We start from the raw sequence: 15,236 nt of genomic DNA, 5'->3' as shown, positions 1-15,236 counted from the left end.
TATTAAGAATATTGACCTAAATATTATAAAAAATTCATGAAAATAATGTTTAACAAATGTTTTTTATTGTCAATAATCTTTAAAGAGGTGAGTGATTTGTCAATAGAAATTATAAGTGCAACACATAACGGATTAGATGGAATGCTTGTAAGTGTTGAAGTAGATATAAACAAAGGAATGCCAAGTTTTAGCATAGTGGGACTACCAGATGCATCAGTAAAAGAATCAAAAGAAAGAGTAAGATCAGCAATAGTAAATAGTGGTTATGAATTTCCATTAGGAAGGATAACAATTAATTTAGCACCTGCAGATATAAGAAAAATAGGATCGTTATTAGATTTACCAATAGCTTTAGGTATACTTATGAAATCAAATCAAATAGCACAAAGAAATTTAAATGATTTTATTATTTTTGGAGAGCTTTCTTTAGCAGGAGATCTAAAAGAAATAAAGGGAATACTACCTATCATTTTTGAAGGAGAAAATAATAAAAAAAATAATTTTATATTTCCGTTAAATAATTTAAATGAGCTTAGATATTTTAATATAGGTAATTTTTATCCTTTTAAAACTTTAAATGAGGTGATTTCCTTTATTGATAATAAAGATTTATTACCTTATATATTTGAAGATGAAAAGAAAATTGAAAGAAAAGACTATTTTGATTATGGGGAGATAGTAGGACAAAGAGCATCTAAAAGAGTAATGGAAATATCAGCAGCAGGTAAGCATAATGTTTTATTATATGGATCACCAGGATCAGGAAAAACTATGCTTGCTAAGGCTATGCCATCTATTATGCCTCCTTTAAATCATTATGAAGAAATGGAAATAGCAAAGATATATAGTGCTTCTGGATTGTTTTCTGGAAAAGATGGAATATTTAGACCTTTTAGAAACCCGCACCATACTATAACGAGAACTGCTTTAGCTGGAGGAGGAAAGGAGATAAAGGTTGGAGAAATAACTTTAGCTCACAATGGGGTATTATTTTTAGATGAAATTTTAGAATTTAAAAGGGATGTATTAGAAGTTTTAAGAGAGCCTTTAGAAGAAAAAGTTATAAATATTAACAGATTAAATGGCACATATAAGCTACCAAGTAACTTCTTGCTTATAGCAGCATGTAATCCATGCCCCTGTGGACTTTATCTAGGAGGTGGCATTGGAGATGGAAAATGTGTTTGTAGCGAAAATGAAAGAAAAAGATATATGGGGAGATTATCTAGAGCTTTGTTAGATAGAATAGATTTATTAAATTATGTGCCTAGATTAAAATATGAAGATATAAGTAAGAGTTCTGATAATTTAACTTCTGAAAAAATGAAGGAAAATATACTTAAAGCAAGAGAAATACAAAATTTTAGATATAAGAATACAAAATATAATTACAATTCAGAGGTTAAGGGAAAAGATATAGAAATTTTATTTAAAATATCAAATTCTGCTAAGAATTTATTAGGAACTTATTATGAAAAATTTGATTTAACTATGCGGGGATACGATAAAATTTTAAAAGTGTCAAGAACCATAGCAGATTTAGATAGTAGTGAAGAAGTATGCGAATATCATATTTTCGAGGCTTTAGGATATAGGAAAAATATAGAAGGGGAAATTGTTTAAAGGGGAATTAAAATGAGAAAAGATGAGATTTGGTTTATTCTATTAAATTTAGCTAATATAAAGAAAGTTAATTTGCTTAAGAAATATAAAAATGAAGAAACTATTAGAAAAAATAAGAATAATATAAAGGAGTTTAAAAAGAAAGCTTTAGATGAAATTACTGAAGAAAAAATTGAGAACTTTAGTAATTACATAAATAATAATAGTATTGGATATATTACAATTAAATCAAAGCAGTATCCAGAAGATTTAAATCACGGAGATGATCCACCATATGTATTATTTTATAAAGGAAACTTAGATTTACTAAAAGGGGATTTAGCTGCTATAATAGGTGCAAGAAAGTGCACAATTTATGGCGCAGAAATTGCCAAAATTATAGGAAAAGAATTAAGTGAGAATAACATAACGGTAGTGAGTGGTTTAGCAGCTGGAGTAGATTCTATAGCTCAAAAAAGCGCTATAAATTTTAAAGGAAAGACCATAGGTGTTCTAGGATGTGGTATAGATGTAGTTTATCCTAAGAGCAATAAATATTTATATGAAGAAATACTTAAATCTGGGGGGCTTATAATATCTGAATATCTACCTAATACACCACCATTTGCATATAATTTTCCTAGGAGAAATAGAATAATAAGTGGATTAAGTAAAAAGTTAGTTATAATAGAAGCTACAGATAAAAGTGGAAGCTTAATTACTGTGAACTATGCTTTAAATTTAGGAAGAGATATTATGGCAATACCAGGACCAGTTATAAATGGGAATAGTGAGGGATGTAATAAATTAATTAGGGATGGCGCAACACCTTTTACTGAAATGCAGGATTTATATGATTTTTTTAATATAAGAAAAGAAAGTGATATAATAGAGGTGAAAAATAGTTATAAATCTATGCTTTTAGGGGTGATAAATAGTGAACCTAAGCATATAGATGATATTATAACATCTGTAAATGTTGACAGGAAGGTATTATTTGAGTTATTATTTGAAATGCAAAATAGAAATGAAATTATTTGTCTTCCAGGCAATTATTATGCTAAATCAATATGAATTAAAGGGGGTGTAAACTCCAAACAATATGGAGTTTGATATATGGGACAAAATCTTGTAATAGTAGAGTCGCCTGCAAAGGCTAAGACTATAGGAAAGTATCTTGGTAAGAATTACACAGTAGAAGCATCGATGGGACATATAAGAGATTTGCCAAAAAGTACATTAGGCGTTGATATAGAAGATAATTTTAATCCTAAATATATAACTATTAGGGGAAAAGGGGATTTAATTGCTAAATTAAAAAAAGCGGCTAAAAAAGCGGATAAAGTATATCTTGCAACGGACCCTGACCGTGAAGGAGAAGCTATATCATGGCATTTAGCTAATATTTTAAAAATACCAGAAGATAAAAAATGTAGAATAGTTTTTAATGAAATAACAAAAACTGCAGTAAAATCATCTATTAAAGAAGCAAGGCAAATAAATAATAATTTAGTAGATGCACAACAAGCAAGAAGAATCTTAGACAGACTTGTTGGATATGAAATAAGTCCAATTCTATGGAAAAATGTTAAGTGGGGATTAAGTGCTGGTAGAGTTCAATCAGCTGCTCTAAAGCTTATTTGTGATAGAGAAGAAGAAATAAAAAAGTTTGAGCCTAAAGAATACTGGACTGTTGATTGTATAGCAACTAAAGATAGGAAAAAGTTTCCGATTAAATTAACTCAATATAAAGGAAAGAAAATTGAGATAAGTACTAATGTAGAAGCTGAAAAAATTATTGAGGAACTTAAAAAGGATAAGTTTATAGTTACTAAAGTTAAAAAAGGAACTAAGGTAAAAAATCCACTACCTCCTTTTACTACTAGTACCCTTCAACAAGAAGCATCAAAAAAGTTAAATTTTATGACAAAGAGGACAATGTCTATTGCTCAAGTTTTATATGAAGGTGTAGAGGTAAAAGGACATGGAACAGTAGGGTTAATTACTTATATGAGAACAGATTCAGTTAGAATTTCAGAGGAAGCTCAAGAAAGGGCTTTAGATTTTATAAATTCTAACTTTGGAAAAGAATATGCTCCAAGTAAGTCTAGAGTATATAAAGGAAAGAAAAATATTCAAGATGCTCATGAAGCTATTAGGCCCTCAGTAATTGAAATAACTCCAGAAATTGCAAAAAATTCATTAACTTCAGAGCAATATAAATTATATTCATTAATTTGGAATAGATTTATGGCAAGTCAAATGGCTTCTTGTGAGTTAAATACTAATAGTATTGAAATCATGAATGGAGATTATAAATTTAAAGCAACTGGATCTAGAATAAAGTTTGATGGATTCATGAAGCTTTACGAATATTTAACAGAAGAGGATACTGAAGATGTTTCATTACCAGAATTAAATGAAAATGATGAATTAAGTAAGGTAAATATAGATGGTAAACAGCATTTTACACAACCTCCAGCAAGATATACTGAAGCTTCTTTTGTTAAATTGCTAGAAGAAAAGGGAATAGGAAGGCCAAGTACCTATGTTCCAACAATTTCTGTTTTATTAAGTAGAGATTACGTAAATAGAGAAAAGAAAAATTTATTTCCAACTGAACTAGGATTTATTGTAAATAACATTATGAGTGAATATTTTGAGCAAATAGTAGATGTAGAATTTACAGCTGATATGGAAAGGAACTTAGACTATATTGAAGAAGGTCAAGAAGAATGGAAAAAAGTAGTAGGAGAGTTCTTTAGTCCATTGAAAATTGCTTTAGAAAAAGCTGAAAAGGAAATATCTAAGGTAGTTATAGAGGATGAAGTAAGCGATGTTCCTTGCGATAAATGTGGCAGAATGATGGTTATTAAGCATGGTAGATATGGAAAGTTTTTAGCATGTCCTGGTTATCCTGAATGTAAGAATGCAAAGCCTATTGTGGAAGAAATTGAAGCACCATGTCCTAAATGCGGTGGAAAGGTATTAGCCAAAAAGAGTAAAAAAGGTAAGAAATTCTTTGGATGTGCTAATTATCCATCATGTGATTTTGTAAGTTGGAATGAACCATTAAAAGATAAATGCCCAGATTGTGGATCCTATATGGTGTTAAAATATAGTAAGACCAAAGGGAATTATGCCCAATGTTCAGATGCAAGCTGTAATAAAATTGTTAACATAGTTAAGGATAATAATGAAGAATAAAATAAAGAAAATGATTACAGTTTAAAAAAATTACAAAATAAATAATTTTTTTAAAGTAATGTCGAAAATACAAAGAAATTTGTTGAAAATAGAAACTTCCTATGATAGTATAAATAAGTAATAAAGACGTTTTTGGAAAATTTATATAATTTCAAATTTTCTAAAAATTTAATGGAGTATTCATAGGAGGAAGAATTGATGTCATCATTATTAAATAAAACTAGAATGTTAAACAAGATATTACAAAAGTCTGGAACAGACCCAGTAGCTTTTGAAGATATATGTGAATTGCTAAGTGATGTTTTGTCCTGTAATGTATATGTAACAAGTAGAAAGGGTAAAGTACTTGGTTATACATTTTCTAAAAATTTTGAATGTGATATAATGAAAAAGCAAGTGGTAGATGAAAAGAGATTTCCAAAAGATTATAATGAAAGCTTATTAAATATCCATGAAACTATGGCTAATTTATCTAATAAAGGATTATGTGTTTTTGAAGATGAAGGAAACTGCATAATGGAAAATAAAATAACTACTATAGTACCTATAATAGGTAATAGAGAGAGATTAGGTACTTTAATACTTGCAAGATTTGGAGAAAACTTTACAGATGAAGATTTAGTTCTTGCTGAATATAGTGCAACTATAGTTGGATTAGAAATATTAAGAGCTAAGCAAGTAGAAATTGAAGAAGAAGCTAGAAAGAAAGCAGTAGTTCAATTAGCAATTGGAACTTTATCTTATTCAGAGCTTGAGGCTGTTGAACATATTTTTGGAGAGTTAGAAGGAAATGAAGGCTTATTAGTTGCTTCAAAGATAGCAGATAAGGTTGGAATAACAAGAAGTGTTATTGTAAATGCATTAAGAAAGTTTGAAAGTGCAGGGGTAATAGAATCTAGATCTCTTGGTATGAAGGGAACTCATATTAAGATTTTAAATGAAAAATTACTAGATGAATTAAAAAAGATAAATTAACATAAACTAAGGGCGTTAAATTACTTAAGTAATTTAACGCTTTTTTCTTAAAAAAGTATTTACTTTTAATTAGGATTTAAATTAAAAAAATGTTGATACTATAATAAGCTTATGTTATACTAACAAAGGTAAGAAATACACACATTATCCAATTTATAAAGACGGTGCCTAAAAAGGAAGCTTTATAAGAAGGTAATGGAGGAAATAACCAGGAGGTAGAAAAATGGCAGTTATATCAATGAAACAATTATTAGAAGCAGGTGTACACTTTGGACACCAAACAAGAAGATGGAACCCTAAGATGGCTCCTTATATATTCACAGAAAGAAATGGAATATATATAATAGATCTTCAAAAGACTGTTAAAAAAGTAGATGAAGCTTACGATTTCATTAAAGAAGTTGCAGCAGAAGGAAAGGATATCTTATTTGTTGGTACTAAGAAACAAGCTCAAGAAGCTATCCAAGAAGAAGCAATAAGATCAAACATGCACTTCGTTAACAATAGATGGTTAGGTGGTATGTTAACAAACTTCAAAACTATCAGAACTAGAATTAACAGATTAGAAGCTTTAAAGACTATGGAAGAGGATGGAACTTTTGAAGTTTTACCTAAGAAAGAAGTTATTAAGCTAAAAGGCGAAATGGAAAAGTTAGAAAAGAACTTAGGTGGAATTAAGAACTTAGATGCTAGCAACATTGGAGCTATATTCGTTGTTGATCCAAGAAAAGAAAAGAATGCTATCTCAGAAGCTAAGATTTTAGGAATTCCAGTAGTAGGTATAGTAGATACTAACTGTGATCCAGAAGAAGTAGATTACGTAATTCCAGGTAACGATGATGCAATAAGAGCTGTTAAATTAATAACTGCAAAAATTGCTGACGGTATAATCGAAGGAAGACAAGGCGAACAATTAGCTGAATAATAAAATAAAAGGTAGGTGAGAGGTCTCATTTACCTTTTAACCTAAATAATAAGGTTTACAATAAGTTGGGAGGAATTAACATTATGATAACTGCTCAATCAGTTAAAGAATTAAGAGAAAAAACTGGTGCAGGAATGATGGACTGCAAAAAAGCTTTAACAGAAGCTCAAGGAGATATGGAAAAAGCTGTTGAAATATTAAGAGAAAAGGGTCTTGCTGCTGCTGCTAAAAAAGCAGGAAGAGTTGCTGCAGAAGGTATAGTAAAAACTTACATATCAGAAGATAACAAATCAGCTGGTATAGTTGAATTAAACTGTGAAACTGACTTCGTTGCTGCTAATGAAGAATTTGTAAATTTTGCTACTAGATTAGCTGAAATGGCTTCTGTTAGTTCAGCTACAACTGTAGAAGAATTCGTAACTGAAAAGTACGATGCTAACAGTACAGTTTCTGAAGCACTTACTGCTTTAATAGCTAAGTTAGGTGAAAACATGACTGTAAGAAGATTTGAAAAGTTCAATGTTGCTAATGGTGTAGTTGAAAGCTATATCCACGGGGGCGGAAGAATAGGTGTTGTAGTTGAATTAAACTGCGAAGCTGATAATGTGGCTGTATTAAAGGAAGTTGCTAAAGACGTTTGTATGCAAGTTGCTGCTGCTAACCCAGCATTCTTAAGCAGAGAAGATGTAGATGCAGAAGCTTTAGAAAAAGAAAAAGAAATCTACAGAGTTCAAGCTTTAAATGAAGGAAAACCAGAAAACATTGTAGAAAAAATGGTAATGGGAAGAATTCAAAAATACTACAAAGAAGTATGTCTTTTAGATCAAGCTTGGGTAAAAGATGGGGATAAGAGCATAAGCAAATATCTTCAAGAAAAATCAAAAGAAGTTGGTTCTCCTATAACTATAAATAAGTTTGTAAGATTCGAAAGAGGAGAAGGTATCGAAAAGGTAGAAGATAACTTCGCTGAAGAAGTAGCTAAGATGAGTAAGTAATACAAAGGAGAACACATATTGTGTTCTCTTTTTTTAGGAAACAACCTAATATATATGGAGGTACTAAGAATGGGAAAGAGTCAATATAAAAGAGTGATACTTAAGGTTTCTGGTGAAGCTTTAGCAGGAGTAAATGGATTTGGATTCGATTTTGATATAATAAAAAGAATTACATTAGAAGTTAAAGATTTAGTAGATATGGGTGTGGAAGTTGGCTTAGTAGTAGGTGGTGGAAACATTTGGAGAGGTAGAAGTGGTGAAGGTATGGATAGATCACAAGCTGATCATATGGGTATGCTGGCTACTTGTATAAATGCTTTGGCACTACAGGATTCACTTGAACAACATGGCGTAATGACTAGAGTTCAAACTGCTATAGAGATGAAAGAAATAGCAGAACCGTTTATAAGAAGAAGAGCTGTTAGACATTTAGAAAAAGGAAGAGTAGTAATATTTGCAGCAGGTACAGGAAATCCGTATTTCTCAACTGATACTACAGCAGCTTTAAGAGCAGCAGAAATTGAAGCAGATGTAATACTTCTAGCTAAGAAAGTTGATGGAGTTTACGATAAAGATCCATATAAATACCCAGATGCTAAAAAATATGATACACTTACTTATATAGAGGTTCTTGAACAAGGACTACAAGTTATGGATTCAACAGCAACATCTTTATGTATGGATAACAATATTCCAATCTTAGTATTTGGATTAGAGGAACCGGGAAATATAAAAAGAGCTATTTCTGGTGAAAAAATAGGAACTTTAGTGTCATCTAAAAAATAGGAGGTTATTATGATTAAGGATACTATTATAAAAGCAGAAGAAAAAATGAAAAAAACTATTTCAGTATTAAAATCTGATCTTTCAACTTTAAGAGCTGGTAGAGCTAACCCAACAATGTTAGATAGAATTAAAGTTGATTATTATGGAAGTCCATGTCCATTAAGTCAAGTAGCTAATATATCAGCACCAGAACCAAGAGTGTTAGTAATTTCACCTTGGGAAAAAAGTTTAATTAAAGAAATTGAAAAAGCAATATTAGTTTCAGATTTAGGTATTAACCCATCTAATGATGGTAGTGTAATTAGATTAGTAGTACCAGAATTAACAGAAGAAACTAGAAAAAATTTAGTTAAAGTTGTTAGAAAGACTGGAGAAGAAGCAAAAGTTGCTTTAAGATCTATAAGAAGAGAAGCTAATGATAAGGTTAAGGCTCTTAAAAAAGATGGTGATATAACTGAAGATGAACTTAAGAATTCTGAAGATAAAGTTCAAAAAATAATAGATACTTACGTTAAAGAAGTGGATACTTTAGTTGCGGCAAAAGAAAAAGAGATTATGTCAATTTAAAACCTGCAATTCAGCAGGTTTTTTCCATATAGAATGATGGAGGTAACATAGAATTATGTTAGATGTTTTTAAAACTAGTAAAAATAGAAATGAAAAAAAAGAAATAGTTTTAGATAAAGATAATATACCTAAGCATGTTGCAATTATAATGGATGGAAATGGAAGATGGGCTAAGAAGAGAAAGCTTCCAAGAACCGTTGGGCATAAAGCTGGTGTAGAAACAATTAGAAGAGTTATAAAGGAAGCGCATATTTTAGGAATTAAATTTTTAACTCTTTATGCATTTTCAACTGAAAATTGGAAAAGACCTGATGATGAGGTTTCGGCTTTGATGAAGCTATTAGTTGAATATCTAAGAAGTGAGTTAGCTGAATTAAACAGAAATGGTGTAGTTATTAAAATATTAGGTGATATAACTAAACTTCCAATAGATGCTCAAAAAGAAGTTTTAAATGCTATTGAAATAACTAAAAATAATACTGGAGTAGTATTAAATATAGCATTTAATTATGGTGGAAGAGATGAGATAATTAGAGCAGTAAAATTGATATCAAAAGAAGTTGAAGATGGAAATATAAGTGTTAGTGATATAAATGAAGGATTACTTGAAAAATATTTATATACCTCTAATATACCAGATCCAGATTTGATTATTAGACCATCAGGAGAACAAAGGATTAGTAACTTCTTATTATGGCAATGTGCATATTCAGAGTTTTGGTATTCTAATGTTTGTTGGCCCGACTTTAAAGAAGAACACTTAAGAAAGGCCATATATGATTATCAACATAGGGATAGAAGATATGGCGGAGTATAGTATTTGAGGTGGAGAAATGAAATTAAATAATAGATATATAGGAGCAGCTATGATTGCACCATTTATACTGTTTATATTACTAGGAGGTATATGGCTTAAGGCATTTACTATAGTTTTATCAGTATGTGGTTTATATGAGTTTTATAAAGCTTTAAAAGAAAAGAAGTTTAATCCAATTCCTATAATCGGATATATACTTCTAATTGTATTTTATTTAATTGGAAATAATTTTGAATATATAATGTATATAGTTGTATTAGCAACTATAGTTTTATTAGTAGTACCAGTAATTAATTTAAAGTATACATTTATAGACTCTGCGATTACCTTATTAGGATTTTTATATGTAGGAATTTTATTTAGCTTTATTCCTTTAGTAAATAATAAGGTCTCAGGACAATTTCTAGTTTGGCTTATATTTATAGGATCTTGGGTGTGTGATACAGCTGCATATTATTCAGGAAAATATTTAGGAAAGAAAAAATTATGTCCAGAAGTTAGTCCTAAAAAAACTATTGCAGGTTCAATAGGAGGTTTATTAGGTAGTACTATTGGTTGTGGAATATTTGGAATTATAGTTGCTTCCTATGTTCCGGAAGTTCAAATAATTCATTTCTTTTTAATAGGAGCTTTATGCGGAATAATGGGTCAATTTGGAGATCTAGTTGCATCATCTATAAAAAGATATGTTGGTATTAAGGATTATAGTAATTTAATACCTGGTCATGGTGGAATTTTAGATAGGTTTGACTCAATTTTATTTAATTCGGCTGTAGTATTTTACTATTTAACTTTTATTATAGGAATTTAATACTTGATATTTATATAAATAAAGGTAAGGAGTTAGTTTGAACTAGCTCCTTATTATTTTTATTCTTTAGGAAATTATAAGGATGTTACCCTGTGAATAACATTTTATAATTTCCTTCCTTTAGTTCTGAAGTGCTTCTATTAATTTTGAGATGACTTGGAGCTTGCGACTGAATAAGCAAAATTATATAGAAGTACTTTTTTATATTAATTACTGTAAAAGTCATGTATTATAAAAAACTTTAATATAATCTATAGTATGAAATTATACGAGGAGTAGTGCCATGAAATTTTATAATACATATAGCAAAATAATAAAATTAATAATTACATTTATTATAGTTTCAGCTATAACTATAATAATTAAGAATTATTTTAAATCTTTTTTTCTAGTATTGGTTATGGTATTTACAACACATCCCATATATAAATTTATATTAAAATGTAATTTTCCAAAATCCATTAGTGCTATTATAAGTATATTATTAATAAATTTATTTTTATTTGTAATAGTTTTTTACTTTGGAAATAGAATACTTGAATTATTTTATAAATTTTATATAAATAATAGAATGGATGTAGATACTTTTATAAATAGTATTAAAGTGTTATTAAATTTAGATATAAATAAAACATTAGAAAATTTAAGTAGATTTTTAAATAGTAATATGATAATGCAAGGTGCTATTTTAACAGGAGAAGGTGTTATTTCTTACTTATTAGCTAATATTATTAATTACTTTATATTAACAGATAAAGATAAAATCTACGATTTATTAAATCATTTATTCCCACCCAAAATTATAATGAGCTTTTTTGACAAAATGGAAAATTTAAAGGAAGCTTTTAAGATAGAACTTAGATTGATATTTTTAAGTACCTTTATAATAACATTTGGGTTTAAAATTTTAGGAATACATAATAGTTTGTTTTTAGGAAGCTTATGTGCTATTTTAGATATACTTCCTTTTGTAGGAACAACAATTGTTTTTCTACCTATAATAATATACAATATTATAATAAAGAGATATTTATTAGTACTAGGATTAATTTCATTGTACATTTTGGAAAGGTTTATTAGAGAAATTTTAGAAGCAAAATTTTTAAGTAGTAAGCTTGAAATTCATCCATTAATTGTAATAATATCTATTTATATAGGGGTAAATATGTTTGGATTTATTGGTATAATATCAGGTCCAATTTATAGTATAATTGCAAAGGATATGATTTACAGTAGTTAGATCAAAAGAAACTAGGAGGCAAATATGAAAAATATTTCAATTTTAGGGGCCACAGGCTCAATAGGTACTCAAACCTTAGATGTAATTAGAAATTCTAATAATGAAATAAAACTAATAGGTATTAGTGCTAATTCATCTGTAAATAAAATAGTAGAGATAATAGAGGAATTTAGTCCTAAATACGTAGCTATGATGGATGAAAAAAGTGCTAAAGATATTTCGAGATATTGTACATCCAATAACCTTAATATAAATGTCTATTCAGGTATAGAGGGATTAGAGAAAATTGCTACATTAACTGAGATAGACATGGTTGTAACATCAGTTGTTGGAATGATAGGTTTAAGACCAACTATTAAAGCAATTGAAGCTAAAAAGGATATAGCATTGGCTAATAAGGAGACTTTAGTAGTTGCTGGTGAATTAGTTATGGAAAAAGCTAAGAAAATGGGAGTAAATATTTTACCTGTTGATTCAGAACATAGTGCTATATTCCAAGCTTTAAATGGATATACTGAAAAAGATATAAACAAGATAATATTAACAGCTTCTGGAGGACCTTTTAGAGGAAAGGACATTGAATATCTAAAAAATGTTACTGTAGAAGATGCCTTAAAGCATCCAAAATGGAATATGGGTCAAAAAATATCTATAGATTCAGCTACGCTTATGAATAAAGGATTGGAAGTTATAGAAGCTCATTTTTTATTTAATTGTCCATATGAAGATATTGAGGTAGTAGTACATCCTCAAAGTATAATCCATTCAATGGTAGAATACAAAGATGCAAGTGTTATAGCTCAATTAGGATCAACAGATATGAAATTGCCAATACAATATGCAATTAATAAAAAAGAAAGAAAAGATGCTGTTGCAAAAAGACTAAACTTTTATGAAGTTGGAAGTTTAACTTTTGAAAAACCAGATTTAGATACCTTTAGATGTTTAAAGCTTGCATACAAGGTTGGAATTGAAGGTGGGTTAGCTCCATGTATATTAAACGGCGCTAATGAAGAAGCTGTAGCCTTGTTATTAGAAAGAAAAATAAAATTTATAAATATACCAGAAATAATAGAGGAAGCACTAGAAGTATTTAAAGATGAAAAAGAAAAGAAGGTTACTTTAGATAACGTAATTGAATTGGATGGTAAGGTTAGAGAGTATATAAGGGCAAGGTGGAGTTAGGAGGAATTTATATTGTATATAGTTTACGCATTATTGGGTTTTAGTTTACTTATAATAGTTCACGAGCTTGGACATTTTATAATGGCAAAGGTTAATGGCATAAGGGTTGAAGAGTTTGCAATAGGAATGGGTCCTAAAATTTTTTCTGTTGATGGAAAAGAAACTAAATATTCAATAGGTTTGTTTCCAATTGGCGGATATGTTAAAATGATGGGGGAAGATGAAGAAGTTCAGGATGAAAGAAGTTTTTCTTCTAAATCGCCTATTAGAAGAATAAGTGTAATTATAGCAGGCGCTTTTATGAATTTTTTACTTGCTATAATTATATTTACAGTATTTTTAAATAAATTTGGTTATAGTTTGCCTAAGGTAGCAAGTTTGATAGAGAATATGCCTGCTGTAGAGGCTGGATTGCAAGAAGGAGATGAATTCTTAAAAGTTAATGGTAGTAAGGTTTTTTCAGCAGATGATTTAACTATAGGAATAAATTTAGCTAAGGATGAACCAATTACATTTTTAGTTAGAAGAGCTGGGGAGAATAAGGAAATTGTCGTTACTCCTAAGTTAGTAGAGGAGAATGGAAGCGAAAGATATATGATTGGATTTGGATTTGAAAGAGTAGATAATCCAGGGATAGTTCAAAGTTTTAAACAAAGCTTCAAAGAAACGATAGCAGTAGTTAATCAAACTTATAAAAGTCTTAAAATGATGGTTACTGGTAAAGTTAATTTTAAAACGGATGTAGGGGGTCCTGTTTCTATTATTAGAATGTCCGGTGAAGCCGCAAAAAATGGTATATGGAATCTTATGTACTTTATAGCGTTTATAAGTATTAATTTAGCTGTATTTAATATGTTACCATTCCCAGCTTTAGATGGTGGATGGACAGTAATATTATTAATTGAGCTAATTACAAGAAGAAAAGTTCCGGATAGAATAGTTGGTGCAATTAATTATGTGGGAATTATGCTTTTGTTTGGACTTATGATTTTAGTAACTATAAAGGACATATTGTTCCCTATACAGCTATAGGAGAGGTAAGAAAATGGAAAGAAAGAAAACAAGAAAAGTTAAGGTTGGAAGTTGTTATGTAGGTGGGGATTCACCTGTATCTATACAATCGATGACAAATACAGATACTAGAGATGTTGATGCAACTTTAGCTCAAATTAATACTTTATATGAGGCTGGTTGTGAAATTATAAGATGTGCTGTTCCTGATATGAAAGCGGCAGAAGCGTTAAAAGGAATATGTGATAAATCACCAATACCTGTGGTTGCAGATATACACTTTGATTACAAGTTGGCATTAGCTGCAATTGAAAACGGAGTATCAGCTTTAAGAATTAATCCTGGTAATATAGGAAGCACTGAAAAGGTGAAAATCGTGGTGGAAGCGGCAAAAGCTAAAAATATTCCAATTAGAATTGGAGTTAATTCAGGCTCATTAGAAAAGGATATATTAGAGAGAGATGGAAAGCCAACTGCAAAGGGACTAGTTGAATCAGCTTTAAAGCATGTTAGAATTTTAGAAGAGTTAGATTTTCATGATATAGTTGTATCTATTAAATCTTCAGATGTAACTATGATGATAGATGCTTATAGATTAATGAGCGAAAGTTGTAATTATCCCTTACATTTAGGAGTAACTGAGTCAGGGACTCCATTTAGAGGAACAATAAAATCAAGTATTGGACTTGGAACTCTTTTAGCTGAAGGAATTGGAGATACTATAAGGGTTTCTTTAACTAGTGATCCAATTGAAGAAATAAAAGTTGCTAAGGAAATACTAAAAGCATTAAAATTAAGAAAAAGTGGATTACAATTTGTTTCTTGTCCTACTTGTGGAAGGACACAAATAAATTTAATAAAAATAGCTCAAGAAGTTGAAAAAAGATTAGAAAATATAAATAAAGATATTAAGGTTGCTGTAATGGGATGTGCAGTAAATGGTCCTGGAGAAGCCAGAGAAGCTGACATTGGAATAGCTGGAGGAAGAGGCGAAGGCTTAATATTTAAAAAAGGCGTTATAGTTAGAAAAGTAAAAGAAGAAGACTTAATTGAAGAATTAATGAAAGAAATAGAAAACATGTAATAGAATTAATTGACAATGAATAATGAAATGT

The 15,236-nt window shown here is 29.5% G+C and carries 14 protein-coding genes; all 14 read left to right on the top strand.

Features of this window, described 5'->3' with window-relative positions; genetic code table 11:
- Nucleotides 1-96: 96 nt before the first annotated feature.
- The 14 genes from ACQPUY_RS10085 to ispG all read left to right on the top strand — a co-directional run bounded on the left by ACQPUY_RS10085 (nt 97) and on the right by ispG (nt 15,205).
- Nucleotides 97-1,623, top strand: a complete 1,527-nt coding sequence (locus ACQPUY_RS10085) for a YifB family Mg chelatase-like AAA ATPase (protein WP_430841096.1) — start codon at nt 97-99, stop codon at nt 1,621-1,623.
- Between the two features lie 12 nt (nt 1,624-1,635).
- On the top strand, nt 1,636-2,676 hold the full coding sequence (dprA, locus tag ACQPUY_RS10080; protein ID WP_430841095.1) for a DNA-processing protein DprA: 1,041 nt from the start codon (nt 1,636-1,638) through the stop codon (nt 2,674-2,676).
- 42 nt (nt 2,677-2,718) lie between these two features.
- Nucleotides 2,719-4,809: a type I DNA topoisomerase gene (topA, locus tag ACQPUY_RS10075; protein WP_430841094.1), complete on the top strand. Its 2,091-nt coding sequence runs from the start codon at nt 2,719-2,721 to the stop codon at nt 4,807-4,809.
- 198 nt (nt 4,810-5,007) lie between these two features.
- On the top strand, nt 5,008-5,784 hold the full coding sequence (codY, locus tag ACQPUY_RS10070; protein WP_430841093.1) for a GTP-sensing pleiotropic transcriptional regulator CodY: 777 nt from the start codon (nt 5,008-5,010) through the stop codon (nt 5,782-5,784).
- A gap of 223 nt (nt 5,785-6,007) precedes the next feature.
- Nucleotides 6,008-6,709 (top strand): 30S ribosomal protein S2, encoded by a 702-nt coding sequence (gene rpsB / locus ACQPUY_RS10065; RefSeq protein WP_430841091.1) that lies wholly within the window; start codon nt 6,008-6,010, stop codon nt 6,707-6,709.
- Nucleotides 6,710-6,792: 83 nt separating this feature from the next.
- The gene (tsf, locus tag ACQPUY_RS10060) at nt 6,793-7,704 is read left to right on the top strand and encodes a translation elongation factor Ts (RefSeq protein ID WP_430841089.1); all 912 of its coding nucleotides are present in this window, start codon (nt 6,793-6,795) and stop codon (nt 7,702-7,704) included.
- Nucleotides 7,705-7,773: 69 nt separating this feature from the next.
- Nucleotides 7,774-8,490: a UMP kinase gene (gene pyrH / locus ACQPUY_RS10055; protein ID WP_430841087.1), complete on the top strand. Its 717-nt coding sequence runs from the start codon at nt 7,774-7,776 to the stop codon at nt 8,488-8,490.
- Between the two features lie 9 nt (nt 8,491-8,499).
- A complete protein-coding gene (frr, locus tag ACQPUY_RS10050; protein ID WP_430841085.1) occupies nt 8,500-9,057 on the top strand; it encodes a ribosome recycling factor in 558 nt (185 codons plus the stop codon).
- A 55-nt stretch (nt 9,058-9,112) separates the two neighbouring features.
- Complete coding sequence (locus ACQPUY_RS10045) at nt 9,113-9,874, top strand: isoprenyl transferase (protein WP_430841083.1); 762 nt, start codon at nt 9,113-9,115, stop codon at nt 9,872-9,874.
- A 16-nt stretch (nt 9,875-9,890) separates the two neighbouring features.
- Entirely contained in the window at nt 9,891-10,685 is a 795-nt protein-coding gene (locus ACQPUY_RS10040; RefSeq protein WP_430841082.1) for a phosphatidate cytidylyltransferase, read from the top strand.
- A 283-nt stretch (nt 10,686-10,968) separates the two neighbouring features.
- On the top strand, nt 10,969-11,925 hold the full coding sequence (locus ACQPUY_RS10035; RefSeq protein ID WP_430841081.1) for an AI-2E family transporter: 957 nt from the start codon (nt 10,969-10,971) through the stop codon (nt 11,923-11,925).
- A 24-nt stretch (nt 11,926-11,949) separates the two neighbouring features.
- On the top strand, nt 11,950-13,110 hold the full coding sequence (dxr, locus tag ACQPUY_RS10030) for a 1-deoxy-D-xylulose-5-phosphate reductoisomerase (RefSeq protein WP_430841080.1): 1,161 nt from the start codon (nt 11,950-11,952) through the stop codon (nt 13,108-13,110).
- A gap of 12 nt (nt 13,111-13,122) precedes the next feature.
- On the top strand, nt 13,123-14,142 hold the full coding sequence (locus ACQPUY_RS10025) for a M50 family metallopeptidase (protein ID WP_430841079.1): 1,020 nt from the start codon (nt 13,123-13,125) through the stop codon (nt 14,140-14,142).
- A 13-nt stretch (nt 14,143-14,155) separates the two neighbouring features.
- On the top strand, nt 14,156-15,205 hold the full coding sequence (gene ispG / locus ACQPUY_RS10020; protein WP_430841077.1) for a flavodoxin-dependent (E)-4-hydroxy-3-methylbut-2-enyl-diphosphate synthase: 1,050 nt from the start codon (nt 14,156-14,158) through the stop codon (nt 15,203-15,205).
- The last annotated feature ends 31 nt before the right edge of the window (nt 15,206-15,236 follow it).

Source organism: Clostridium nigeriense (assembly GCF_050585245.1).
In the GTDB taxonomy this organism is placed as follows: domain Bacteria; phylum Bacillota; class Clostridia; order Clostridiales; family Clostridiaceae; genus Clostridium; species Clostridium nigeriense_A.
This window is presented reverse-complemented; position numbering and strand designations above follow the sequence as displayed.

Coding starts and splice junctions, on each gene's coding strand:
- dprA (WP_430841095.1), top strand. CDS start 1,636: ATGAGAAAAGATGAGATTTGGTTTATTCTATTAAATTTAGCTAATATA.
- topA (WP_430841094.1), top strand. CDS start 2,719: ATGGGACAAAATCTTGTAATAGTAGAGTCGCCTGCAAAGGCTAAGACT.
- codY (WP_430841093.1), top strand. CDS start 5,008: ATGTCATCATTATTAAATAAAACTAGAATGTTAAACAAGATATTACAA.
- rpsB (WP_430841091.1), top strand. CDS start 6,008: ATGGCAGTTATATCAATGAAACAATTATTAGAAGCAGGTGTACACTTT.
- tsf (WP_430841089.1), top strand. CDS start 6,793: ATGATAACTGCTCAATCAGTTAAAGAATTAAGAGAAAAAACTGGTGCA.
- pyrH (WP_430841087.1), top strand. CDS start 7,774: ATGGGAAAGAGTCAATATAAAAGAGTGATACTTAAGGTTTCTGGTGAA.
- frr (WP_430841085.1), top strand. CDS start 8,500: ATGATTAAGGATACTATTATAAAAGCAGAAGAAAAAATGAAAAAAACT.
- ACQPUY_RS10045 (WP_430841083.1), top strand. CDS start 9,113: ATGTTAGATGTTTTTAAAACTAGTAAAAATAGAAATGAAAAAAAAGAA.
- ACQPUY_RS10040 (WP_430841082.1), top strand. CDS start 9,891: ATGAAATTAAATAATAGATATATAGGAGCAGCTATGATTGCACCATTT.
- ACQPUY_RS10035 (WP_430841081.1), top strand. CDS start 10,969: ATGAAATTTTATAATACATATAGCAAAATAATAAAATTAATAATTACA.
- dxr (WP_430841080.1), top strand. CDS start 11,950: ATGAAAAATATTTCAATTTTAGGGGCCACAGGCTCAATAGGTACTCAA.
- ispG (WP_430841077.1), top strand. CDS start 14,156: ATGGAAAGAAAGAAAACAAGAAAAGTTAAGGTTGGAAGTTGTTATGTA.